The sequence below is a fragment of the Stutzerimonas stutzeri genome, assembly GCF_024448985.1.
GTDB classification, from domain to species: domain Bacteria; phylum Pseudomonadota; class Gammaproteobacteria; order Pseudomonadales; family Pseudomonadaceae; genus Stutzerimonas; species Stutzerimonas stutzeri_AP.
Genome location: NZ_JAMOII010000003.1, coordinates 189,436 through 212,967 on the forward strand (window position 1 = coordinate 189,436; position 23,532 = coordinate 212,967).

Annotated in this window: 20 protein-coding genes; 12 read left to right on the top strand and 8 right to left on the bottom strand. The window is 61.5% G+C overall.

What is annotated here, in order from left to right; genetic code table 11:
* Window positions 1-10 precede the first annotated feature (10 nt).
* The 4 genes from NA647_RS06470 (at window position 11) to NA647_RS06485 (ending at window position 4,085) form a co-directional block, all read left to right on the top strand.
* Window positions 11-442, top strand: a complete 432-nt coding sequence (locus NA647_RS06470; protein WP_256056933.1) for a nuclear transport factor 2 family protein — start codon at window positions 11-13, stop codon at window positions 440-442.
* Window positions 443-634: 192 nt separating this feature from the next.
* A complete protein-coding gene (locus NA647_RS06475; protein WP_256056934.1) occupies window positions 635-1,996 on the top strand; it encodes a chromosome partitioning protein ParA in 1,362 nt (453 codons plus the stop codon).
* Window positions 1,997-2,000: 4 nt separating this feature from the next.
* The gene (locus tag NA647_RS06480) at window positions 2,001-2,954 is read left to right on the top strand and encodes a 1-aminocyclopropane-1-carboxylate deaminase/D-cysteine desulfhydrase (RefSeq protein WP_423836460.1); all 954 of its coding nucleotides are present in this window, start codon (window positions 2,001-2,003) and stop codon (window positions 2,952-2,954) included.
* A gap of 24 nt (window positions 2,955-2,978) precedes the next feature.
* Window positions 2,979-4,085 (top strand): cyclic nucleotide-binding domain-containing protein, encoded by a 1,107-nt coding sequence (locus tag NA647_RS06485; protein ID WP_256056936.1) that lies wholly within the window; start codon window positions 2,979-2,981, stop codon window positions 4,083-4,085.
* A gap of 21 nt (window positions 4,086-4,106) precedes the next feature.
* Here NA647_RS06485 and chrA read toward each other — a convergent pair whose 3' ends face one another.
* Both chrA and NA647_RS06495 read right to left on the bottom strand, forming a co-directional pair.
* Window positions 4,107-5,327, bottom strand: coding sequence for a chromate efflux transporter (gene chrA / locus NA647_RS06490; RefSeq protein WP_256056937.1), 1,221 nt, complete (start codon window positions 5,325-5,327; stop codon window positions 4,107-4,109).
* 90 nt (window positions 5,328-5,417) lie between these two features.
* Window positions 5,418-6,347 carry a DUF1853 family protein gene (locus tag NA647_RS06495; protein WP_256056938.1) on the bottom strand — a complete coding sequence of 310 codons (930 nt, stop codon included), beginning with the start codon at window positions 6,345-6,347 and terminating at the stop codon, window positions 5,418-5,420.
* A gap of 204 nt (window positions 6,348-6,551) precedes the next feature.
* On the opposite strand from NA647_RS06495, the gene NA647_RS06500 reads away from it, so the two are divergent.
* The 8 genes from NA647_RS06500 to NA647_RS06535 all read left to right on the top strand — a co-directional run bounded on the left by NA647_RS06500 (window position 6,552) and on the right by NA647_RS06535 (window position 16,969).
* Window positions 6,552-7,439 carry an NAD(+) kinase gene (locus tag NA647_RS06500; RefSeq protein ID WP_122164119.1) on the top strand — a complete coding sequence of 296 codons (888 nt, stop codon included), beginning with the start codon at window positions 6,552-6,554 and terminating at the stop codon, window positions 7,437-7,439.
* Window positions 7,439-8,398, top strand: coding sequence for a metallophosphoesterase (locus NA647_RS06505; RefSeq protein ID WP_256056939.1), 960 nt, complete (start codon window positions 7,439-7,441; stop codon window positions 8,396-8,398). The genes NA647_RS06500 and NA647_RS06505 overlap by 1 nt, the downstream gene beginning before the upstream one ends.
* Window positions 8,399-9,274: a rhomboid family intramembrane serine protease gene (locus NA647_RS06510; protein WP_256056940.1), complete on the top strand. Its 876-nt coding sequence runs from the start codon at window positions 8,399-8,401 to the stop codon at window positions 9,272-9,274.
* A gap of 69 nt (window positions 9,275-9,343) precedes the next feature.
* Window positions 9,344-9,619: a YeaC family protein gene (locus NA647_RS06515; protein ID WP_256048176.1), complete on the top strand. Its 276-nt coding sequence runs from the start codon at window positions 9,344-9,346 to the stop codon at window positions 9,617-9,619.
* Window positions 9,619-10,452, top strand: coding sequence for a DUF2797 domain-containing protein (locus NA647_RS06520; protein WP_256056941.1), 834 nt, complete (start codon window positions 9,619-9,621; stop codon window positions 10,450-10,452). Before NA647_RS06515 ends, NA647_RS06520 begins: the two co-directional genes overlap by 1 nt.
* Window positions 10,453-10,564: 112 nt before the next feature.
* A complete protein-coding gene (pepN, locus tag NA647_RS06525) occupies window positions 10,565-13,222 on the top strand; it encodes an aminopeptidase N (RefSeq protein WP_256056942.1) in 2,658 nt (885 codons plus the stop codon).
* A gap of 291 nt (window positions 13,223-13,513) precedes the next feature.
* A complete protein-coding gene (locus NA647_RS06530) occupies window positions 13,514-14,602 on the top strand; it encodes a WD40/YVTN/BNR-like repeat-containing protein (protein WP_256056943.1) in 1,089 nt (362 codons plus the stop codon).
* 12 nt (window positions 14,603-14,614) lie between these two features.
* Window positions 14,615-16,969 (top strand): efflux RND transporter permease subunit, encoded by a 2,355-nt coding sequence (locus NA647_RS06535; protein WP_256056944.1) that lies wholly within the window; start codon window positions 14,615-14,617, stop codon window positions 16,967-16,969.
* A 254-nt stretch (window positions 16,970-17,223) separates the two neighbouring features.
* Here the strand turns inward: NA647_RS06535 and nuoN are convergent, their stop codons facing one another.
* The 6 genes from nuoN to nuoI all read right to left on the bottom strand — a co-directional run bounded on the left by nuoN (window position 17,224) and on the right by nuoI (window position 23,525).
* Window positions 17,224-18,693: an NADH-quinone oxidoreductase subunit NuoN gene (nuoN, locus tag NA647_RS06540; RefSeq protein ID WP_256056945.1), complete on the bottom strand. Its 1,470-nt coding sequence runs from the start codon at window positions 18,691-18,693 to the stop codon at window positions 17,224-17,226.
* A gap of 7 nt (window positions 18,694-18,700) precedes the next feature.
* Window positions 18,701-20,230, bottom strand: coding sequence for an NADH-quinone oxidoreductase subunit M (nuoM, locus tag NA647_RS06545; RefSeq protein WP_256056946.1), 1,530 nt, complete (start codon window positions 20,228-20,230; stop codon window positions 18,701-18,703).
* A gap of 22 nt (window positions 20,231-20,252) precedes the next feature.
* Window positions 20,253-22,097 (bottom strand): NADH-quinone oxidoreductase subunit L, encoded by a 1,845-nt coding sequence (nuoL, locus tag NA647_RS06550; protein WP_256056947.1) that lies wholly within the window; start codon window positions 22,095-22,097, stop codon window positions 20,253-20,255.
* The gene (gene nuoK / locus NA647_RS06555; RefSeq protein ID WP_058076041.1) at window positions 22,094-22,402 is read right to left on the bottom strand and encodes an NADH-quinone oxidoreductase subunit NuoK; all 309 of its coding nucleotides are present in this window, start codon (window positions 22,400-22,402) and stop codon (window positions 22,094-22,096) included. Before nuoK ends, nuoL begins: the two co-directional genes overlap by 4 nt.
* A gap of 3 nt (window positions 22,403-22,405) precedes the next feature.
* A complete protein-coding gene (gene nuoJ, locus NA647_RS06560) occupies window positions 22,406-22,906 on the bottom strand; it encodes an NADH-quinone oxidoreductase subunit J (protein WP_058078281.1) in 501 nt (166 codons plus the stop codon).
* 70 nt (window positions 22,907-22,976) lie between these two features.
* A complete protein-coding gene (gene nuoI, locus NA647_RS06565) occupies window positions 22,977-23,525 on the bottom strand; it encodes an NADH-quinone oxidoreductase subunit NuoI (protein WP_131648466.1) in 549 nt (182 codons plus the stop codon).
* Window positions 23,526-23,532 lie beyond the last annotated feature (7 nt).

Here is a 23,532-nt window from a genome sequence, read left to right on the forward strand (position 1 = left end):
GGAGCCTCGTATGCACATCGCACTTTCGTTGCAACCGCCCGCTGCATCTACGCTCCAGCGCTGGCATCAGATGATCGAAGCCGCCGATCTCAGCCGTCTGCCAGAGTTGCTACATCCGCACGCCGTGTTTCGCTCGCCGATGGCCTTCAATCCCTATGAGAGCGCGGCCACGGTCAGTCTGATTCTCAATACGGTGGTGAAGGTCTTCGAGGATTTTGCTTATCACCGCGAGCTGGCCAGTGCGGACGGCTTGAGCGTCGTGCTGGAATTCAGCGCGCGTGTCGGCGACCGAGAGCTCAAGGGCATCGACATGATTCGCTTCGACGAGTCCGGCCTGATCACCGATTTCGAAGTTATGGTGCGCCCAATGAGCGGGTTACAGGCGCTCGGCGAAGAAATGGGCAGGCGTTTGGCGCCTCAGCTTGCGGCGATGAAAACCTGACGGGCTTCCAACTCAGTCACAGTTTTCCTCCTGCGCAACTCAGGGGTTGCGGGCACCGGACTCGCTGCCAACCCAATCACATCGTCCGTTTCGATTTTTCTCCTACACTTGCGCCCGACAATAGAGAAGCGGCGTGATGCGACCGCCTCATGGAAACATTCGCTAGCTGATCAGGCCTTTGAGGGTGCGAGCATGCAGATCAAACCGCAGACGGTCGAAGCCGTACTGTTCTTCAATGATGGCGGCGTCTGTAAGGAAATGCTCTATCCGGAATTCGAGGCCATGCTCGATGGCGTGGTGAGCATGTCGGAGTTCGCCGATCAGCAGATGCGTGTCGCCTACGTCTTGATCAATACCCGGTTGCAGATTCGTGCGGCGGTGTTCTTTTATCTGGATTTCAACGAAGACGGCTCGGCTGACAGCGGCTGGAACATTCCGCTGCGCAATCTGGCCGAACGCACCGGACGTGGGCCTGACCTGGGCGCCGGCCCCATTCGCCTGGCATGCCGCAGTCAGTGTCCGGTGTCCTGGTATCAGATGCATCTCTGGGACCCGGAGCTGACCCAGGGCCGGAATCACCTCGTCATGTTGCGTGACCGAATCAGGCGCAACCAGCTCGGCCTGCTGGTCGAGGAGGAAGTGCCTCAGATAGTACCGGCCGAGCGCTTGCAGATGGTCGCCGAGGACGCCTGGTATGCGGCCGATTCGGCCAAACAAGGGACCACCGAACGAGCCGAAAAGCGCGAGCAGGAGCAGCGCCTCAAGGCCGCACAGCTGATCAAGCAGCAGCGCCTGCGCATCGCCAATCTCGAGCAGCAGCGCGAGGCCGATATCACCCGACTACGGGATTTGGCTGCACAGCAGCAGGCCAGGCTGTTGGAAGAGGTTGCCCAGTTACGCCAGGAGCTCCTGCACAAGGAGCAGCTCGCCGAACAACTTCGCTCGCAGCTCGCCGAGCAGGCGGAGGGGTTCCAAAAAAACCGTGAAGAAATGAGCCGGCAGCTGCGGGCGCTGGAGCACAACAGCCGCGCCGAAGCGCAAGCCACGCAGGCGCAGTTCGATGAAGAGCTGAAGCGGCAGATCGCAGCAGCGGTCGCCGAATACAAAGAGCAAGTGTCCATCCGTGATGTGGAACTGGCCTACCGCAACGAACTGGACTCCCAACTCCAGGAAGAGATCGAGCAACTCCAAAAGCAGCGTGATGCACTCGTCGAGCAAAGCGGTGAGCAAGTACTCAAGCGTCTATCAGGACTTGGCGTGACGTTCATGGCTTATCACCCCGGTGCGGGCCACCTGACCATTCCGCTGCATGACATGGCGCGCTATCAGCAAAACCCTCTCGCCTATGCCGCAGCCAAATGTGCTGTTTCCGAAGAGCAGTACGGCCAGTGGGTGCAGCATTATCAGCAGCCGACCTGCGTCGCTACCTTGTCCAGTGGAGAGCGCTGCAATATGCCGCTGGACAAAGTGGAAGCCCCCAGCCGTTTTTTCATTGGTGAGTCCAACTGCTGTGCCAGACATAGAGCGCAGGACCGGCTGCGCACGGGTAGCTGACGATTTGCCGGCATTGTCATCATCATTTCCAGAGTTACGGCCCGCACCATTGCAGCTCATCGACTTGTCTTGGCTGCGACAAGCCCAGGTGCAGGTCGCTGTATTGCGCCTGGATCTAGTCGATCCCGAGCTGTCCGGAAACAAATGGTTCAAGCTCACCCACCATCTGCAGGCCGCACGGGCGGCCGATGCACCTGGGCTTATCAGCCTTGGTGGCCCCCATTCGAATCATCTACACGCGCTGGCGGCGGCTGCCAAACGCAGCGGGTTGGCCAGTGTCGGTCTGCTGCGCGGGCAACCACAGCGCACGGCGACCGTCGATGATTTACAGGGCTTCGGAATGCAGCTCCATTGGCTGGGCTACGGTGGTTATCGTGAGCGGCACCAACCGGGGTTCTTCGATTCCTGGTGCGAGCGCTATCCCGGTTATTACTGCGTACCGGAAGGCGGTGGCGGCCTTGCTGGCGCTCTGGGTTGCGCGCCGCTGGTGACACGCGTGCGGGAGCAACTGGCCGCGATTGGCTGGGACGATCACGACGGCTGGTGGCTGGCCGCTGGAACCGGTACGACCCTCGCAGGACTGGTGATCGGCGAGGCCGAGCAGGGCGAGCGCCGCGTCTACGGCGCGCTGGCAGGGCCGCCGTCTCATGGTGTTGCGCAGGAAGTCGCCAGGCTGCTCGGCGAGGCTGAAGTCTCCAGCACAAACTATCAGCTGATCGATGCGAGTCGCGGCGGTTTCGGTCGGTTCGACGAGGCGCTTGCGCGCTTCATGGTGGAAACCGAGCGTGCCACCGGGTTGCCGTTGGAGCCGGTGTATACGACTAAGGCGATGATGGCATTGCGCCTTTATATCGAGCGCGGCTATTTTACGCCCGGCACGCGGCTCATCTTCGTGCATACCGGTGGCTTGCAGGGCCGGCGAGCTGCGCAGGCGCAGCTGGACGAGCTGCTGCGCTGACTTTCCCGTCTTCTGGAACTATGGATGAACAAGCCGCTGCGTCCCGATCAGTTAGGTAGTCTGATTCCGCTCAACGCGCTCTCGCCTCGTCGACTGCAGACGCTTCGCGCGCAATTGATTCCGCGACTGCTGCTCGCCGATGAGCTGTTGTTCGATGACGAGACAGACACTGGATCCTGCTACTTCCTACTCACCGGCGCCTTGTCTATGTATGGGCAAGACGGCAAGCAATGGCGGATGGCCGCTGGCGCGGCGGAAAGCTGCCATGCATTCGGCCCCGGTCCCCGCCTGAGCCAGGTGCGGGCGCTGGAAGTCTGCAGTGTATTGATGGTCGATAGCGCCCAGCTGGATCGTTTACTGTCCTGGCATCAGACCCATGCCGATCTACTGCTGGAGCTGTCCACGGCTGGCGAACTGACTGACTGGCTCGAAGCGCTGCTGGACAATCCGCTGTTCGCCAAGGTGCCGCCGGAAAACGTGCGAAAGATGCTTGACCGGCTCGAGTCGATCGAGCTACCTGCCGGTTACGTACTGCTGCATGAAGGTGATGCCGGCGACTGCTGTTACTTCCTCAAGAGCGGTCGAGCCGAGGTCATGTCTGGCCTTGGCGGTGTAGAGCAGGTCGTGGCGGAACTGGACGTCGGCGCCTGCTTCGGCGAAGAAGCTTTGCTCACCGAATGCCCTCGCAACGCCACCGTGACGCTGCTCGAGGATGCTCAGGTGCTGCGCCTGGCGCGGCGGGATTTCATCGCCCTGCTGAAGGCGCCGGTAGTGGCCGAGCTTGACCTTGCCGAGGCGAACGAACTGATCGCGAAGGGCGCCCAATGGCTGGATGTTCGGCTGCTGGAGGAATACCAGCGCGGCCATGCGCTGCAGGCACTGCATATGCCGCTGCATCTGTTGCGTCTTAAGACACGCCTGTTGGCTCAGGATCGGATCTATCTCTGCTACTGCGACAGCGGCAAGCGCAGCGCCAGCGCGGTCTTTATGCTGACCCAACTGGGTTTCACCGCGTATCCGCTGCGTGACGGTCTCGATGGGCTGTCTGCTGAGCAATACACGACCTTGATCTGTGAGCAGGGCAGCGGCTATTTGGCGCGTTCCGGCGGTCGCACTGAACGCAGCGGCTGAGCCGAAACCTCTGGCGAACGATCAAGACACCGCGGCGATAGCCCAGCCTGCAAGACCGCCCACCAGCACGACCAGCCAGGGCGGTAGCTTCCCGGCCATCAAGGCGACCAGCGCGACCAGCGCCAGAGCGAAGTCGCTGGGGCTAAATATGGCGCTGGTCCAGACTGGATCATAAAGCGCCGCCAGTAGCAGGCCGACCACCGCGGCGTTCACTCCACCCAGCGCTGCCTGGACACGGCGGTTGGCGCGTAGTCGATCCCAGAACGGTATGACGCCGAACACCAGAAGAAACGAAGGGATGAATATCGCCACGAGGCATACGGCTGCGTTTATCAGACCGGCGCTGCCAGTACCGATGGACCCGCCGAGAAATGCCGAAAAAGTGAACAGAGGCCCCGGCACCGCCTGTGCGGCGCCATAGCCGGCGAGGAATATGTCGTTGCTGACCCAGCCATTAGGTACGACTTCGGCCTGCAGCAGCGGAAGCACCACGTGCCCCCCACCGAAGACCAGCGCGCCGGCGCGGTAGAAGGTGTCGAGCAATTCCAACAACTGATTGCTGGAAGCGGCGGCCAGCGCGGGTAACGTCATCAGCAGCGCGAAGAACAAGAACAAAAAGACGCCGGCAACCGAGCGATCCCGACGGCCCTGATGAGGCGCGGGAGACCCCTTCGATGTAGGGCGAAACAACATCACCCCGATCAGGCCTGCCAGCGCGATAACGCCGAGTTGTGCCCAGGCGTTGTGCAGAATCAATACCGCGCATGCGGCGAACAGCGCGATGGTGATGCGCGCACGGTCGGTGCACAGGTTTCGAGCCATGCCCCATACCGCCTGGACCACCACCGCAACCGCAACGATCTTCAGGCCATGCAGAAGCCCTTCCGGAACGGCTTCGGCCCAACTGCTGATGCCGAACGCGAAGAGCATCAGAGCTATCGCCGACGGCAAGGTGAACCCGGCCCAAGCGGCTAGCGAGCCGCGATAACCACCGCGTAGCAAACCGATGGCAATGCCGACCTGGCTGCTCGCCGGCCCCGGCAGGAACTGGCAGAGCGCGACCAGATCGGCATACCCCGCTTCATCCAGCCAGCGGCGGCGGTTGACGAACTCTTCGCGGAAATAGCCGAGATGAGCCACCGGACCACCAAAGGAGGTCAACCCCAGACGCAGAAACACTAGAAAGATGGTCCAGGCGCTTGAGTGCTGGAGCAGGGCAGAGTTGGCTTGTGCTGACGACATTGATGGACCGCTTCTGTTGCAGGAGATCAGTCTGGTGGGCGCAGCAGTGTGCACCACACAAATGACAATTTGATGAGAAGGATGTGTCGATCACCCGGGCCAGTTATCGGGCACCACGAACAGTCGTTCGCGCTCGACCCAGCGCCCATCCGCATCGGGTTCCATGCGGGCAAGCAGCCGTGCCTGGGTGCGATCGGCATTGGCAATCCACTGCTGGACGCCCTCGGGTTGCCAGAGCTGGCTGTCGTCCAGTTGTGCCGGTGCCAGCCAGGCCTGACGGGGCAGCGGCTGCCAACGGGCGTCGCCCTCGGTGACAGCCGAATGCAGCCAATCGCACAGCCGCAGCCAATGCCCGCCGAGATGCGTTGGATTGGCGCCAGCGGGGAGTTCACATCCGTCCTGCCAGGGTTGGAACAGGTAGCCGCCGAGCCACAACGCGCTTTTGATCTGGCGGCAGGTTAGCTCGGTCAGCAGTGCCTGTGCCTGGTGGCTGGACGAGAGTCGTAGCTGGTGCTCGCAAAGGCGTTGCAACTTGATATCCAGCCGATCATGACTGCCGGGGCCCAGCCAGTGGTCGTGTTGGCGGCGATCGCCGGTCTGCAGGCCCAGGTAGAATTTCACCGCGAGTTCAAGGTGATGCACGCCTTCGGCATCGCGCAGGATCAGATCCAGTTCGCCCAGCGTCTGGCCACCTTGTCGGATCGGCAGATTGGCCACCACCAGCTCAACGTCCGGCGCCTGGGCCAAGGCGAACTGCCAGAGACGTTCGTAATACAGGCCCAGCCGGCGAATGCTGTGTTGTGCCAGCCACGCCTGGAGTATCGCCGGCTGTCTGTCATGCAGCAGCAACCAGTTGCTCAGCGCTGCGGAATCATCGGCCCAGCGACTGGCCGCAAGTGGATGGCGCTGGGGTGACGGGGCATCGATTAAGAGCGGCGGCGAAAGGATCGCCCAGGCGAGATCTCGCACCTGTGGGTGCCGTAAGCTGGGCAACAAATCGGCAAGATGGGGAAGACTCATGCAGCAAGCATAGCCGGGATGGTTTGCTGCGCCTCTGACCTTTCGCCCATAATCCTCGCGCCGCACCGCAACGGGGTCGGCCAACGCGGTGTTGAACTCAAACGCGCCCGCGCGACACCAATCTAGAGCCTGTTAGGCTCTGCCCGGCCCGCTGCCGCTCGACGCGTGCCGGCCTGTCACCCGCCACGCTATCAGGGAGCTTCAATGGACCAGTTCCGCAACATCGGCATCATCGGCCGCCTGGGCAGTTCCCAGGTGCTGGACACCATTCGCCGACTGAAGAAATTCCTCGTGGAGCGCCACCTGCACGTCATCCTCGAAGAAAACATCGCCGAGGTGCTGCCGGGGCATGGCATGCAGACCTCGTCGCGGCAACGGCTGGGCGACTCCTGTGATCTGGTGATTGTCGTCGGCGGTGACGGCAGTTTGCTTGGCGCGGCGCGAGCGCTGGCTAAGCATCGCGTTCCGGTGCTTGGAATCAACCGGGGCAGCCTGGGCTTTCTCACCGATATTCGCCCCGACGAATTGGAAGAGAAGGTCGCTGAAGTGCTGAGTGGGCAATACACCCTGGAAAATCGCTTCCTGCTCGAAGCTCAGGTCAGGCGCTTCGAGGAGTCCATCGGAGAAGGCGACGCGCTCAACGATGTGGTGCTGCATCCCGGCAAATCGACTCGGATGATCGAGTTCGAGCTGTACATCGACGGCCAGTTCGTCTGCAGCCAGAAGGCCGATGGCCTGATCATCGCCACGCCCACCGGCTCGACGGCCTATTCGCTGTCCGCTGGCGGGCCGATCATGCACCCACGGCTGGATGCAATTGTCGTCGTGCCGATGTATCCACATACCCTGTCCAGCCGGCCGATCGTGGTGGATGGCAACAGCGAGCTGAAGATCGTGGTCTCGCCGAACATGCAGATCTATCCGCAGGTCTCCTGTGACGGCCAGAATCATTTCACCTGTGCGCCGGGCGATACCGTCACGGTGCGCAAGAAGCCGCAGAAGCTGCACCTGATCCATCCGCTGGATCACAATTATTACGAGGTCTGCCGCACCAAGCTTGGCTGGGGCAGTCGCCTCGGTGGAGGGGAATAGTGATCGTCGATCCGGAGCGCAGCTACGACCTCATCGGGGACGTGCACGGTTGCGCTCGTACCCTGGAGCGGCTGCTCGATCAGCTCGGCTATCGCCGGCATGGCGATGTATGGCGGCATCCGCGCCGGCAGGTGATATTCCTCGGCGACATTATTGACCGCGGCCCACGCATTCGTGAGGCGTTGCATCTGGTGCATGCGATGGTCGAGGCGGAGCAGGCCTACTGCATCATGGGAAACCATGAGTTCAACGCACTGGGCTGGTACACCCCGGCACCACCGGGAAGCGGCAAGACCTTCGTCCGCGAGCATACCCCGCGCTACGAGACGCTGCTGCAGGAAACCTTCCAACAGTTCGAGCACTATCCGGATGAATGGCGAGCGTTCCGCGAGTGGTTCATGGAGCTGCCGCTGTTTCTTCAAAGCGAGCGTTTCCGGGTGGTTCACGCCTGCTGGGATAACACCGTCATCGATCAGCTTCGCCAGCGTTTGAGCCACGGCTGTGTCGATCCAGAATTCTTGCGCGATGCCGCGTTCAGCGACGGATTCGCGGCCAAGGCACTCGACCGTCTACTGCGTGGCACCGACATGCCGCTGCCCCAGGGCCTGACGTTGACCAGTGCCGAGGGATTCACTCGCAGCTTCTTCCGCACCAAGTTCTGGGAAGAGAACCCCAGAACTTATGGCGACATCGTGTTCCAGCCCGACGGCCTGCCGGAAAAGGCGGCGCGCCTGCCGCTCAGCGAAAGCCAGAAGAGCCGCTTGTTCCTGTACGGGCCCGACGATCCGCTGCTGTTCGTCGGCCATTACTGGCGTAGCGGCGAGCCCGCGCCCATACGCCATAACCTGGCTTGCCTGGATTACAGCGCGGTGAAATACGGCAAGCTGGTCGCCTACCGGCTCGACCAGGAAACCCGACTCGACCCGGCGAAATTCGTCTGGGTGAATGTGGAGCGCTAGATGGTGGTTGTCGAGGCGTTGCGCCTGCCGTTATCCGAAGACCTGAGTGGTTTCGTCGCGCTGCTGCGGCGCCTGCAGGTGCCTTGCCGCGTTTCCGAAGAGTCGGGCGAGCAGGTACTGCGCGTGCCGGCTGAAACCGCCGAACAGGTCCGTGAACTCTATCAGCGTTACCCGCAAGGTGATGGCGCGGTCGTCGCCGAGCAACCGCCACGCCGCGGTGGGGGATTCGTCGCCAGTATGCGCCGCAGCCCGTTGACCGCCGCGGTGTTGCTGCTGACGCTGATCGCGGCGGCGATTACCATGCTCGGCGAAAATTTCGAGACCATTCGCTGGTTCAGTTTCAGCGATTTTCGCATCGACGGCGAATACGCCTATTTCGCGACGCTCGAACAGACTCTCGCAGAAGGGCAGTGGTGGCGGCTGGTGACGCCGATCTTCGTGCATTTCGGCTTCCTGCACTTGGCGATGAATTCCATGTGGTACTGGGAACTGGGGCGGCGCATCGAATATCGCCAGGGCGCGCTGATGCTGCTCGGGTTCACGCTGCTGTTCGGCATCGTGTCCAACCTGGCGCAGTACCTGTTCGGCGGGCCGAGCATCTTTGGCGGGTTGTCCGGCGTCTTGTACGGGCTGCTCGGCCACTGTTGGCTGTTCCAGAAGCTGTCGCCGGACGAAGCCTACCGACTGCCGCCCGGTGTGGTGGTGCTGATGCTGATCTGGCTGGTGGTATGCCTGACCGGTGTGATCGAAGTGGTGAGCTTCGGTGCATTGGCGATCGCCAATGCGGCCCACGTCGGCGGGCTGGTCGCTGGCTGCCTGACCGGTATCCTAGGTGGGCTGCTGGCGCGCCGCAGGGCCGCGGGCCAAGGCAACTGAAAGGCTGATCGTTTTCCCTAAAGCAGCGCCGCTCGGTAGAATGCGCGCTTGTTTCCCCGGGAGCCGGCCATGTCGTCCTTTATCGAAGCCATCGAAAACATCACCCCCGAAATCTACGAAAATCTGAAAACCGCCGTCGAGCTGGGCAAGTGGAGCGACGGTCGCAAGCTGACGCCCGAGCAGAAGGAAACCTGCCTCGGCGCGATGATTGCCTGGGAAATCCAGAACCTGCCTGAAGAAGAACGCACCGGCTACATGGGTGGCCAGGAGTGCGCGTCCAAGAGCAAGAACAAGGCGCCGATTGACACCAGTCTATTCGCACCTGCTTCCGGAACCCGTCACTGATGCTGGAATTGGGACGCGGCGCGCTGAGCAAGATGTCGATTCAGCTGGGTGCCCAGGCGCAATACTCCTTCCGCCTGAACGACGAACTGGTGCCGGTCAATCCACTGATCGGCAAGACCCTGCGGCTGGAATACCTCGGCGCCATCAATTGCACGCATTGCGGACGCAAGACCAACAAGAGTTTTAGCCAGGGCTATTGCTATCCCTGCTTCAAGAAACTGCCGCAGTGCGACATCTGCATCATGAGCCCGGAAAAATGCCACCACGATTTCGGCACTTGCCGCGATCCGCAGTGGGGCATGGATTTCTGCATGACCGATCACGTGGTCTACCTGGCTAACTCGTCAGGCATCAAGGTGGGCATCACCCGCGCCACGCAATTGCCGACCCGTTGGCTCGACCAGGGCGCGAGCCAGGCGCTGCCGATCATGCGTGTCGCTACCCGCCAGCAGTCGGGCATGGTCGAGGATCTGTTGCGTAGCCAGGTCGCTGACCGCACGAACTGGCGCGCGCTGCTCAAGGGCGATGCCGAGCCTATCGACCTGATCAAGATTCGCGAGCAGATATTCGATGCCTGTGCCGAAGGCCTGCGGGGCCTGCAGCAGCGCTACGGGCTACAGGCGATTCAACCGGTTGCAGATGCCGAGGTGCTTGAAATTCGCTACCCGGTCGATGCCTACCCGACCAAGATCGTCAGTCTAGACTTGGAAAAGACGCCCGTAGTGGAAGGCACCCTGCGCGGTATCAAGGGTCAATACCTGATCCTGGACACCGGCGTGATCAACATCCGCAAGTTCACCGCTTATCAAATAGCCGCAAGCTGCACGCCGTAAATTTCAGGCTTGACCCGCGAAGGCTTGATTCCGGGTGTCGGCGGCAGCCACGGCACATTTACTTGCAGCTTCAAGCTTGCGGCTTGTAGCTGCCTCGAAGAGGCTTTTACCGATGCGCACCGAACAACCGAAAGTCATTCATCTCAAGGATTATCAGGCCCCCGAGTACCTGATCGATGAAACACACCTGACCTTCGAACTGTACGAAGACCGCACCCTGGTGCATGCGCAACTGGTGATGCGCCGCAACCCCGAAGCGGGCACTGACCTGCCGCCGCTGCAGTTGCATGGCCAGGATCTCGAGTTAATGTCCCTGTCGCTGAACGATCGTCAGCTGGGCCTGGGCGATTACGAGGTCGCCGGGGAAAGTCTGACCCTGCAGCCCGATAGCGCCGCGTTCACGCTCGACAGCACTGTGGTAATCCATCCGGAAAGCAACACGGCGCTGGAAGGCCTCTACAAGTCCGGCAGCATGTTCTGCACCCAATGTGAGGCTGAGGGCTTTCGCAAGATCACCTACTACCTCGACCGCCCGGATGTGATGAGCAAATTCACCACCACGGTCAGCGCCGAAAAGCATGCTTATCCGATCCTCCTGTCCAACGGCAACCCGATCGCCAGCGGCGAAGAGGACGACGGCCGCCACTGGGCGACGTGGGAAGATCCGTTCAAGAAGCCGGCTTATTTGTTCGCACTGGTGGCCGGTGATCTGTGGTGTGTCGAGGACAGCTTCACCACCATGAGCGGCCGCGATGTAGCGCTGCGTATCTACGTCGAGCCCGAGAACATCGACAAATGCCAGCACGCTATGGACAGCTTGAAGAAGTCCATGAAGTGGGACGAGGAGGCCTATGGTCGCGAGTACGACCTGGACATCTTCATGATCGTCGCAGTCAACGACTTCAATATGGGCGCGATGGAGAACAAAGGCCTCAACATCTTCAATTCGAGCGCCGTGCTGGCGCGCGCCGAGACCGCTACCGACGCTGCTCACCAGCGTGTCGAGGCCATCGTTGCCCACGAATATTTTCATAACTGGACCGGCAACCGCGTGACGTGCCGCGACTGGTTCCAGCTGTCGCTCAAGGAAGGTTTCACTGTCTTTCGCGATGCGCAGTTCTCCTCCGACATGAATTCGGAGACGGTCAAGCGCGTCGAGGATGTGTCCTACCTGCGTACCCATCAGTTCGCTGAAGATGCCGGGCCGATGGCCCACTCGGTTCGCCCCGAGTCATTCATCGAGATCTCCAACTTCTACACCCTGACCGTTTACGAGAAGGGTGCCGAAGTGGTGCGCATGATCCAGACGTTGCTGGGCGAAGAGGGCTTCCGCAAGGGCAGCGATCTGTACTTCGAGCGGCATGACGGCCAGGCGGTAACCGTCGATGATTTCGTCAAAGCCATGGAAGACGCCAACGGCGCCGACCTGACTCAGTTCAAGCGCTGGTACAGCCAGGCCGGCACGCCGCGCCTCGCCGTTAGTGAGCAATACGATGCAGCGACCAAGACCTACAGCCTGACGTTCCGCCAGAGTTGCCCGCCGACGCCGGGTCAGAGTGAAAAATTGCCGTTCGTGATCCCGGTTTCGCTGGGTCTGCTGGATGGCCAGGGCAATGAGATTGCACTACGCCTGCAAGGCGAGGATGCCGCCGTCGGCACCACTCGCGTGCTAGCGGTCGATCAGGCCGAACAGACGTTCACCTTTATCGACGTTCCCGAGCAGCCGTTGCCCTCGTTGCTGCGCGGTTTCTCCGCGCCGGTGAAGCTTGAATTTCCGTATAGCCGTGATCAGCTGATGTTCCTGATGCAGCATGATTCCGACGGTTTCAACCGCTGGGAAGCCGGGCAGCAGTTGTCGGTGCAGGTGCTGCAGGAAATGATCGGGCAGCATCAGCGCGGCGAAGCGCTGCAACTGGACCAGCGTCTGGTCGCAGCGCTGCGCAGCTTGCTGGAGGACGAACGCCTCGACCCGGCGATGGTCGCCGAAATGCTGTCGCTGCCGAGCGAGGCCTACCTCACCGAGATCAGCGAAGTGGCGGATGTCGATGCCATTCATGCGGCGCGCGATTTCGCCCGCCAGGGCATCGCCACGGCGCTGTTCGATTTGCTCTGGAAGCGCTACCAGGCCAACCGCGAACTGTCTCGGCAGACGCCTTACGTTGCCGAAGCCACTCACTTCGCCCGTCGTGCGCTGCAAAACATCGCCCTGTCGTACCTGATGCTGAGCGGACAATCGGAAGTGGTTGCCGCCTGCGTCGAGCAATACGAGCAGGCCGACAACATGACCGAGCGCCTGACGGCACTGGCCGTGCTGGTCAATTCGAACTTCGAGGCCGAGCGCGACAAAGCACTCGAAGCTTTTGCCGAGCACTTCAAGGACAACCCGCTGGTGATGGATCAGTGGTTCAGCGTGCAGGCCGGCAACACTCAACCGGGCGGGTTGGAGCGTGTCCAGCAGCTGATGCAGCATCCGGCGTTCACGCTGAAGAACCCGAACAAGGTCCGCGCCTTGATCGGCGCCTTCGCCAATCAGAACCTGGTCAACTTCCATCGCGCCGATGGTGCCGGTTATCGGTTCCTGGCCGATCAGATCATCGTATTGAACGGGCTCAATCCGCAGATCGCCTCGCGCCTTCTGGCGCCGCTGACCCGCTGGCGCAAATACGACGCCGGTCGGCAGGGCCTGATGAAGGGCGAGCTGGAACGGATTCTGGCCTCGGGCGAGCTATCCAGCGATGTCTACGAGGTGGTCAGCAAGAGTCTCGCCTGACTCGGTGTAGCCGTCTGCAAGGCGATATGAACCACCCCGAATCCCGTGCAATGTCACGGGATTCGTTCTTTCCGGGGGTTCTCATCGAAGATCGGATCGTTTCCGTGAAACGGAATGCGAGGCGGCAGCGAGATGCTTTGCCATAAAGCCTACTAATCAAGCAACATCAATCAGCCTGGCTTAACAAAACATAACGTCCAGACAATTGCCGCCGCTTTCGAAAGCCCTATAGCATGGCTCCGCCTGGTACTTAACGCAGGTCTTACCTTAATAAGAATAAAGGGGGTATGTATGAGTGAGCCCGTCATGTGGCGCACCCGGTTCGGCCGTGCGGAAAAAACACCCCGCAAGTCGAATTTCAATTATTCGCCGCTTGCAAGAACGCTCTCGCTCTGCAGTGTTCTATCCATCCTGTTTCTCGCCACTGCTACCGCTCATGCGCAAAGCGCTGAGCCAGCGACCCGCTATGCGATCGAATCGGAGAAGGCCGCATCGGCTCTTCTGCTCGATATCACTTATGCGGGTAAGCGCTTGGTCGCAGCTGGTGATCGCGGGCATATCCTCTTTTCCGATGACGCCGGCGCTACGTGGTCCCAGGCCAAGGTTCCGACCCGTCAGATGCTCACGGCTGTTTATTTCGTCGATGACAAACATGGCTGGGCGGTCGGCCACGACGCGCTGATCCTGGCGACCAGCGATGGCGGTGAAACCTGGACACAGCAATACGAAAATCGCGAAGGCGAAGTGCCTTTACTTGACGTCTGGTTCGAGAATTCGGAGCACGGCTTCGCCACGGGTGCTTATGGCGTGCTGCTGGAAACCGCTGACGGCGGCCAGAATTGGGAAGATATCGCTGATCGCCTCGACAACGAGGACGGCGCTCACCTGAACGCCATCACCCATATTCAGGGCTCGGGTCTGTTCGTCGTTGGCGAAATGGGCGGAATGTTCCGTTCCAGCGACATGGGTGAGACCTGGGAGCGCGTCGAGTCGCCCTATCAGGGATCCTTGTTCGGCGTCGTGAGTGGCGGCGAACCCGGAGTGGTTGTGGCGTTCGGCCTGCGTGGTCATCTGTTCCGTTCCGCCGACTTCGGCGATAGCTGGCAAGCAATCGATCTGCTCGACGGAAGCGATGCCCTCGAGTCGGGGCTGGCGGACGGCAATCTGCTGCCGGATGGTCGTATCGTCGTGGTCGGCCACGGCGGCACCGTGCTTAGTAGCGAGGACCAAGGACAGAGCTTCAAGCTGTTCAGTCGCCCGGATCGACGCTCGCTGTCAGGCGTCGTCTCCAACCCGGACGGCAATCTGGTCCTCGTCGGGCAGAGCGGCGTCAGGGTCGTTTCCCCGACCGGCGCCAACTTGCCCGCACAACAACAATAAGCCGGAGCCAACATGACCAAGCATCAGCAGAAGCCGGCGTCCTTTCTAGAACGCCTGATTTTCAACAATCGACCGGCAGTGATCCTTGTCTGCCTGTTGATCAGCGTATTCCTGTTCTACCAGGCTGCTCAGGTCCGTCCTTCGACCAGCTTCGAAAAGATGATCCCGCTGGGGCACCCTTACATTCAGAACATGCTCCAGCATCGTGATGATCTGGCCAACCTGGGCAACACGGTGCGGATATCCGTCGCGGCCAAGGATGGTGACATCTTCTCCAAGGAGTACATGGAAACGCTGCGTCAGATCCATGACGAAGTGTTCTACATCCAGGGTGTCGACCGCTCGAACATGAAGTCGCTGTGGAGCCCCAGTGTTCGCTGGACCGAGGTGACAGAGCAGGGCTTCGCCGGTGGCGAGGTCATCCCGCAGACCTATGACGGCTCGCCTGAAAGCCTCGACGATTTGCGTAACAACATTCTCAAGTCCGGTCAGATCGGCCGTCTGGTGGCCAACGACTTCAAGTCCAGCATCATCGACGTGCCGCTGATGGAGTCCTATTCGGACCCGGACGACCGTAGCAAGCAGATCACTCTCGACTACCAGACGTTTTCCCACGAGCTCGAAGAGAAGATTCGTGACAAGTACGAGGCGCAGAATCCGAACGTGGAGATCCACATCATCGGTTTCGCCAAGAAGGTAGGCGATCTGATCGATGGGCTGGTCGGTGTCGCGTTGTTCTTCTTCGTTGCTATCGGCATCACCCTAGCGCTGCTGCTGTGGTTCACCCGCTGCTTCAAGAGCACCATCGCGGTGGTGGTGACTACGCTGATCGCCGTGGCCTGGCAGCTCGGCTTGCTGCACACGCTGGGCTTCGGGCTCGATCCCTATTCGATGCTGGTGCCGTTCCTGGTGTTCGCCATCGGTATTTCCCACGGCGTTCAGAAGATCAACGGCATCGCCATGGCGTCGGGCGAAACCGATGATCCGCTGGCGGCTGCACGCATGGCGTTCCGTCAGTTGTTCATCCCCGGCATGGTGGCGCTGGCGTCTGATGCCGTTGGTTTCGTGACGCTGCTGCTGATCGATATTGGTGTGATTCGCGAGTTGGCGATTGGCGCTTCGCTGGGCGTGGCGGTGATCATCCTGACCAACCTGATTCTGCTGCCGGTGGCGATTTCCTACATGGGTATCAGCCAGCGCGCGGTCAAACAGGCTCGCGAGGAAGCGGCGCGCAACCACCCGTTCTGGCGGTTGCTGTCGAATTTCGCCAACCCGGTGGTCGCGCCGATCTCCATCGTCATTGCCTTGCTCGCCGTGGGCGGCGGGCTTTGGTACGGGCAGAACCTGAAGATTGGCGATCTCGACCAGGGCGCACCGGAACTGCACCCGGATTCGCGCTACAACCTGGACAATGATTTCGTCATCCGCAACTACTCGACCAGCTCCGACGTGCTGGTGGTAATGGTCAAGACGGCGCCTGAAGGCTGCGCCCATTACGACACGCTCGCCGCCATGGACGAGTTGATGTGGAAGATGGAGAACACAGAGGGCGTGCAGTCGGCGGTGTCGATGGTCACCGTCGCGCGGCAGAGCATCAAGGGTATGAACGAGGGCAGCCTGAAATGGGAAACCCTGTCGCGTAACCAGTTCGTCCTGAACAGCTCCATCGCTCGTGCTGAGGGCATGTACAACGGCGATTGCTCGTTGGCGCCGGTGCTGGTGTTCCTCAACGATCACAAGGCTGAAACGCTGGAGCACGTCGTAGCCGCGGCGCGTGAGTTCGCCGAGGAGAACAACCGTGAAGGGTTGGAGTTTGTCCTTGCTGCCGGTAACGCCGGTATCGAAGCGGCTACTAACGAAGTCATCGCAGCCTCCGAAACCACGATGCTGATTGCGGTTTATGCGGCGGTGAGCTTCATGTGCCTGCTGACTTTCCGCTCCGTTGCCGCGACGCTCTGCGTGATTCTGCCGCTGGTGCTGACCTCGATCCTCGGCAATGCGCTGATGGCTTTCATGGGCATTGGTGTAAAGGTGGCGACATTGCCAGTAATCGCCTTGGGCGTGGGTATCGGTGTGGATTACGGCATCTACATCTATAGCCGGCTGGAGACGTATCTGCGCCAAGGCATGACGTTGCAGGAAGCCTACTATCAGACCTTGAAATCCACTGGCAAGGCGGTGATCTTCACCGGCGTCTGCCTGGCGATCGGCGTATTCACCTGGGTGTTCTCAGCGATCAAGTTCCAGGCGGACATGGGCCTGATGCTCACCTTCATGTTCCTCTGGAACATGGTCGGCGCGATCTGGCTGCTGCCAGCCCTGGCGCGCTTCCTTATCAAGCCGGAGAAGCTGCAGCAGAAGGCGTGATGCTTCGGCAATAAGCAAAACCGCGGCCCATGGGTCGCGGTTTTTTTTGGGGCGGAAGTGTTCGGTTCCGTGATGCGAAGCGTCTGGGTGCGCCCACTAGAAGCGTAGAAACGGTCACGAAAAACCAGCGCTGTACGCAACGCGAGCGTCTGTCGGACTGATCGACATCGCAAAGGAATTGAAAGAGATAGCTTACGGATTGGCAGAAAGCAGAACGCCCCGAGCCGGGGCGTTCTGCTTCTAGATCGAGCGTGTCAGAGCGCGGCAAACCCCGCCTGCTGTACCAGCTCCAGCAACGGCTGCGGATAAACCCCGAGGAAGAACGCAAGCAGGGCAATCGCCAGCAACATGATGCCGCCCGCACGCTGTCCCCAATTGATCGGGGCGTCGTGGCGGCGAATGCCCGGCTCGACCAGGTACAGCGTCACCATCACCCGCAGGTAATAGAACAGGCCCACGGCGCTGCCGATGATCAGCGCGCCCAGCAACCACCACAGCTGGGATTCGACACCGGAGGCGATCACGTAGAACTTGCCGATGAAGCCTGCCGTCAGAGGAATGCCGGCCAGCGACAGCATCATCACAGTGAGCACTGCGGTGAGGTAGGGACGGCGCCAGAACAGACCACGGTATTCGTAGAGCGCATCGGCATCGCGGCCCTGGAACGGGCTCGACATCAGGGTGATCACACCGAAGGCGCCGAGGGTGGTCAGCACGTAGGTCACCAGGTAGACGCCGATGGCTTCTACCGCCAGGCCCTTGCTGGCGATCAGCGCCACCAGCAGGTAGCCGAAGTGGGCGATGGAGGAGTAACCCAGCAGGCGCTTGAGATTGCTCTGGTTCAGCGCCAGCAGGTTGCCGATCAGGATCGAAGCAATGGCGATCAGGCTCAGCGCATCGTTCAGCCAGCCACCGCTGGTGGCCGGCGACAGCTGATACAGGCGCAGCAAAACCGCGAACACCGCCACCTTGCTGACGGTAGCCAGGAAGGTCGCCACCGGAGCCGGAGCGCCTTCGTAGACATCCGGCGTCCACAAGTGGAAGGGAGCCAACGAGAGTTTGAAGCCGAGGCCGATCAGCATCATGCCGATGCCCGCTTGCACCAGTGCTGACGAGCCCTGCGCGGCCAGGCTGGCGCCAATACCGGCGAAGCTGAGGCTGCCCGATTCGGCGTAAAGCAGCGCCATGCCGAACAGCAGGAACGCGCTAGCGGCGGCGGAAAGCACCATGTACTTGATACCGGCTTCCAGCGAGCGTTTGTTGAAGAAGGCGTAGGCGACCAGCCCGTAAACCGGCACCGAGAGCAACTCCAGGCCGATGAAGAACCCGGCCAGGTGTTGCGCGCTGACCAGCACCAGCCCGCCTGCTGCCGACAGTGCCATCAGCAGGTAAAGCTCCTCGCGATTACCGGGAAAGCCTTCGGAGCCGGCTTTCTCGCCCAGGTAGGCATGGGCCAGGGTCACGCAGGCCAGGGTCGCGACCAGCACCACGGAGCTATAGAAATAGGCGAAGGAGTCCAACCGCAGCAGCGGCGTCACATCCAGTGCGCCGACCCGCAGCGCCGGTACTATGGACAACAAGGCTAGCGTGAGGCCCACCGAAGTGACGATGAAACTGAGCCCGTGATTGCGCCGCCAGGCAATGGCCAGCATCACCGCGATGGCGGTGGCGCCGGTGATCAGCAAAGGCAGCAGGGCGATGAAGTGTTGCTGTGAGAATTCCATAGCGAGACTACCGGGCCAAAACTGTTGGGGAGAAAGCGGTATCGATCCATTGCTGCACACCATTCATGGTGGCGAGCGAGGTGTCGAATACCGGCTGCGGATAAACGCCGAGCAGCACCAGCAGTACGGCCAGCAACAGCACCATGCCGATCTCGCGTGCGTCCAGACCCTGCAACAGCCCTTCGGCCTTGGTTGGGCCGAAGTAGGCGCGATGAATCATTGCCAGCGAATAGATGGACGACAGCACCAGGCCGAAGGTGGCGATCACCACCACCCATGGCGAATTGGCGAAGGCGCCGAACAGCACCACGAATTCACCGATGAAGTTGCCTGTGCCGGGCAGACCCAGCGAGGCGGCGGCGAAGAACAGGCTCAACGGCGGCAGCCAGGGCAGACGTGACCACAGGCCGCCCATCTCACGCATGTCCCGCGTGTGCAGGCGCTCGTAGAGCTGGCCGCTGAGGATGAACAGCGCCGCGGCCGAGAGGCCGTGAGCGATCATCAGTACCACCGCGCCCTGCAGGGCAAGCTCACTGCCCGAGTAGATGCCGATCAGCACGAAGCCCATGTGCGAGACGCTGGAATAGGCGATCAGGCGCTTGATATCGGTCTGCGCGAACGAAAGCACCGCACCGTAGAAGATGCCGAGCAGGCCGAGGCCCATGGCGATGGGCGCGAAGTCCATCGAGGCGTCGGGGAACAGCGGCAGAGCGAAGCGGATCATGCCGTAGGCAGCGGTCTTCAGCAGGATACCGGCCAGGTCGACGGAGCCGGCGGTAGGCGCCTGAGCGTGGGCGTCGGGCAGCCAGGAGTGCAGCGGCACGATGGGAAACTTCACCGCGAAGGCGATGAAGAAGCCCAGCATCAGCAGGTACTCGACGCCCGGTGCGAGGTCGGCCTGGAGCAGCAGCTCGTAGTCGAAAGTCAGCACCCCGGTGTTGTGGAAGTTGGCCAGTACCAGGCCGAGAATGGCCACCAGCATGATCAGGCCGCTGGCTTGGGTGTAGATGAAGAACTTGGTCGCCGCGTTGATCCGCGAGCGCTTGCCTTCCGAGCTGTGCCCCCAGAGCGCGATGAGGAAGTACATCGGCACCAGCATCATTTCCCAGAAGAAGAAGAACAGGAACAGGTCCAGGGCGAGGAACACCCCGACCACGCCGCCGAGAATCCACATCAGGTTGAGGTGGAAGAAGCCGACGTGGCGCTGGATTTCCTTCCAGGAGCAGAGTACCGAGAGCACGCCGAGCAGGCCGGTGAGCATGATCATCAGCAGCGACAGGCCATCGAGCGCCAGGTGCAGGTTGATGCCGAAGCGCTCGATCCAGACGTGCTTGAATTCCACAGCCCAGTTGGCCTCGGCGCCGGGCGCGGGGGCGAGCTGGTAATTGCCGCCCGCCCACAGCCAGAGGCCGAGCACCAGCAGCAGCGACATGGTGAGCAGGGCGATCCAGCGCGGCATGCTTTTGTCGAAACGTTCGACGAACCAGCAGAGCAGGCCGCCGATGAAGGGAATCAGGATTAGCCAGGGCAGAATCACGATTTCGAGTCCTTGCGCAAATTCAGAGCAGAACGATGCCGAGCAACAGCACGGCTCCGCCAACGATGGACAGGGCGTACCAGCGCAACTGGCCGGTTTCGCTGCGGCTTAGCAGCACATGGCTACCCCGTGCCGTACGCGGTACCAATCCGATGGTGGCGTCGATGGGGTCGCGTCCCAGCAGGCGGGTAAGCCACAGGTAGGGCCGCACGAAAAGCTTGTCGTAAAGCCAGTCGAAGCCCCAGGCGGCGTACCACCAGGCCGAGAGGAAACGCCCCGGCGCGCTTTGTGCGATGGCGCTGACCAGGCCGCGCTTGCCGAGGAACAGCAGCGCCGCGAGTAGAATGCCGGCCAGGGCGATGGCGCCGGAGGCGATCTCCAGGCTGTGTTTGGCTTCGCCACCGGCATGGCCGACGCTCTGCGGCAGCACGCCGGCCAGCGGCGGCACGATCAGCGCGCCGACGAAGGTCGAGAGCACGATCAGCACCACCAGCGGCAGGTTGTGAGCCAGGCCGCGCCCGGCATGCGCCTCGGTCTTCGCCTCGCCGTGGAAGGCGATGAATATCAGGCGGAAGGTGTACAGCGAGGTCAGGAAGGCACCGGCCAACCCCGCGTAAAGCAGGCCGCTGTGACCGCTGGCGAAGGCTTCCCAGAGAATTTCGTCCTTGGAATAGAAGCCTGCGGTAATTAGCGGCAGTGCCGCCAGCGCCGCGCCTCCGACGATGAAGCTGGCGTAGGCCAGCGGCAGCTTCTTCCACAGCCCGCCCATCCTGAAGATGTTCTGCTCGTGGTGGCAGGAGCTGATCACCGAACCGGAGGCGAGGAACAGCAGCGCCTTGAAGAAGGCATGGGTCATCAAGTGGAAGATCGCCGCGTCCCAGGCGCCTACGCCCAGCGCCAGGAACATGTAGCCGATCTGGCTCATGGTCGAGTAGGCGAGGATGCGCTTGATGTCGGTCTGCACCAGCGCGGCGAAGCCGGCCAGTACCAGGGTCACGCCACCGACGATGCCCACCAGTTCCAGCACGTCCGGCGCCAGCAGGAACAAGCCGTGGGTGCGGGCGATCAGGTAGACGCCGGCAGTAACCATGGTCGCCGCATGGATCAGTGCGGAAACCGGCGTCGGGCCAGCCATGGCGTCGGCCAGCCAGGTCTGCAACGGCAGTTGAGCGGACTTGCCCACGGCGCCGCCCAGCAGCGCCAGGGTCGCAAGGGTGATCCACAGATCGCCTTCGGCGAACTTCTGGGGTGCCAGCGCTAGCAATTCCGGGATATTCAGCGTGCCGAGCTGGACGAACAGGATGAACAAACCGAAGGCCATCAGCACATCGCCGACACGGGTAACGATGAAGGCCTTGAGCGCGGCGTTGCCGTTCTTGCGTTCCTTGAAGTAGAAGCCGATCAGCAGGTAGGAGCACAGCCCCACACCTTCCCAGCCGAAGTACAGCAGCAGCAGGTTGTCGCCCAGCACCAGCAACAACATGCTGAAGATGAACAGGTTGGTGTAGGCGAAGAAGCGCGAGTAACCCTCTTCACCGCGCATGTACCAGCTGGCGAACAGGTGGATCAGGAAACCCACGCCGGTGACCACGCCGAGCATAGTCAGCGACAGGCCGTCCAGGTGCAGGCCGAAGGCGACGCTGAAGCCGGCCACATCCAGCCATTGCCATAAATGCTGGTTGAACACGCCGCCCGCGGGGGGCGAGCTGTTGAACTGCCAGATGCACAGCGCGCTGATCACCGCCGACAGGCCGACCGAGCCGACGCCGATCACAGCTGCCAGGTTTTCGGAGATACGCCCGCGCGAGAACGCCAGCAGGAAGTAGCCGAGCAGCGGGAAAACGAAGGTCAGGAATAGTAGGTTCATCCGCGCATCTCGCTTGCAGCATCGACATCGAGGGTGTTGAAGCGGCGATACAGCTGCAGCAGGATCGCCAAGCCGATAGCGGCCTCGGCGGCGGCCAGGGTGATCACCAGGATGAACATGATTTGCCCATCCGGCTGCGCCCAGCGGCTACCGGCCACGACGAAGGCCAGGCCCGCGGCGTTCATCATCACTTCCAGGCTCATCAGCATGAACAGGATGTTGCGCCGCACCATCAGTCCGACCAGGCCCAGACAGAACAGCACGGCGGCGATGGCCAGGCCGTGCTCCATTGGAATCGAATGCATGGCTTACTCCTTCGCCTCGTGGCGGCCCAGATGGAAGGCGGCGACCAGTGCTGCCAGCAGCAGCATTGAAGCCAACTCGACAGCCAGCAGGTAAGGCCCGAACAGGGCGATGCCGACTTCCTTGGGGCCGACGGTGGTCAGGCCTGCCGGTGCGTATTCCGGCGCCGAGAACAAGGCCCAGAGCAACTGCGCCAGTAGGATCGCCGCCAGCAGCGACGGGCCTATCCAGACGCGCGGCGCCATCCAGGCGCGCTCCTGGCCGGCGGTGTTGCGCCCCAGGTTGAGCATCATCACCACGAACACGAAGAGCACCATGATGGCGCCGGCATAGACGATGATTTCCAGCGCACCGGCAAAAGGCGCGCCGAGGGCGAAGAAGCACATCGACACGGCCAGCAGCGAGGTGATCAGGTAGAGCAGGGCGTGCACCGGATTGCTGCCGGTGATCACCCGTAGCGTGGCGACCACTGCCACGCCGGCAGAAAAGTAGAAAGCGAATTCCATCAACGCATCCTCGACCGATGAGCGTCCGGCGCGAAGCCGGCATGCGGGAAACCTGCGAATCGACACGGCGTCATGGCAACAACCCCTTGACGTTGATTGGCTCCGCCTCGTTCTGCGCGGCGCCCTTCGGTTTGCCGGCAATGGCCAGGCCCGAGACGCGGTAGAAGTTGTAGTCGTGATACTTGCCCGTGCCGGAAATCAGCAGGTCTTCCTTCTCGTACACCAGATCCTGGCGCTTGTATTCGCCCATCTCGAAATCCGGGGTGAGCTGGATCGCGTTGGTCGGGCAGGCTTCCTCGCAGAGGCCGCAGAAGATGCAGCGCGAGAAGTTGATGCGAAAGAACTCGGGATACCAACGACCTTCGTCGGTTTCGGCCTTCTGCAACGAGATGCAGCCCACCGGGCAAGCTACTGCGCAGAGGTTGCAGGCCACGCAGCGTTCTTCGCCGTCGGGATCACGGGTCAGGACGATGCGACCGCGATAGCGCGGCGGCAGATAAACCTGCTCTTCCGGGTATTGCAGGGTGTCGCGCTTGCGAAAGCCGTGGCTGAAGACCATCACCAGGCTGCGCAGTTGGGTGTAGGTGCCGTGGAGCACCGCGCCAATGTACTTGAACATCGAATTT

Excerpts from the sequence above, each read along its gene's own strand:
- NA647_RS06520 (WP_256056941.1), top strand. The coding sequence starts at position 9,619 with ATGCTGGAATTGGGACGCGGCGCGCTGAGCAAGATGTCGATTCAGCTG.
- nuoJ (WP_058078281.1), bottom strand. The coding sequence starts at position 22,906 with ATGGAATTCGCTTTCTACTTTTCTGCCGGCGTGGCAGTGGTCGCCACG.
- nuoK (WP_058076041.1), bottom strand. The coding sequence starts at position 22,402 with ATGCATTCGATTCCAATGGAGCACGGCCTGGCCATCGCCGCCGTGCTG.
- nuoI (WP_131648466.1), bottom strand. The coding sequence starts at position 23,525 with ATGTTCAAGTACATTGGCGCGGTGCTCCACGGCACCTACACCCAACTG.
- NA647_RS06535 (WP_256056944.1), top strand. The coding sequence starts at position 14,615 with ATGACCAAGCATCAGCAGAAGCCGGCGTCCTTTCTAGAACGCCTGATT.
- NA647_RS06500 (WP_122164119.1), top strand. The coding sequence starts at position 6,552 with ATGGACCAGTTCCGCAACATCGGCATCATCGGCCGCCTGGGCAGTTCC.
- nuoN (WP_256056945.1), bottom strand. The coding sequence starts at position 18,693 with ATGGAATTCTCACAGCAACACTTCATCGCCCTGCTGCCTTTGCTGATC.
- nuoL (WP_256056947.1), bottom strand. The coding sequence starts at position 22,097 with ATGAACCTACTATTCCTGACCTTCGTTTTCCCGCTGCTCGGCTACTTC.
- NA647_RS06485 (WP_256056936.1), top strand. The coding sequence starts at position 2,979 with ATGAACAAGCCGCTGCGTCCCGATCAGTTAGGTAGTCTGATTCCGCTC.
- NA647_RS06515 (WP_256048176.1), top strand. The coding sequence starts at position 9,344 with ATGTCGTCCTTTATCGAAGCCATCGAAAACATCACCCCCGAAATCTAC.
- NA647_RS06470 (WP_256056933.1), top strand. The coding sequence starts at position 11 with ATGCACATCGCACTTTCGTTGCAACCGCCCGCTGCATCTACGCTCCAG.
- pepN (WP_256056942.1), top strand. The coding sequence starts at position 10,565 with ATGCGCACCGAACAACCGAAAGTCATTCATCTCAAGGATTATCAGGCC.
- NA647_RS06475 (WP_256056934.1), top strand. The coding sequence starts at position 635 with ATGCAGATCAAACCGCAGACGGTCGAAGCCGTACTGTTCTTCAATGAT.
- NA647_RS06510 (WP_256056940.1), top strand. The coding sequence starts at position 8,399 with ATGGTGGTTGTCGAGGCGTTGCGCCTGCCGTTATCCGAAGACCTGAGT.
- chrA (WP_256056937.1), bottom strand. The coding sequence starts at position 5,327 with ATGTCGTCAGCACAAGCCAACTCTGCCCTGCTCCAGCACTCAAGCGCC.
- NA647_RS06495 (WP_256056938.1), bottom strand. The coding sequence starts at position 6,347 with ATGAGTCTTCCCCATCTTGCCGATTTGTTGCCCAGCTTACGGCACCCA.
- NA647_RS06530 (WP_256056943.1), top strand. The coding sequence starts at position 13,514 with ATGAGTGAGCCCGTCATGTGGCGCACCCGGTTCGGCCGTGCGGAAAAA.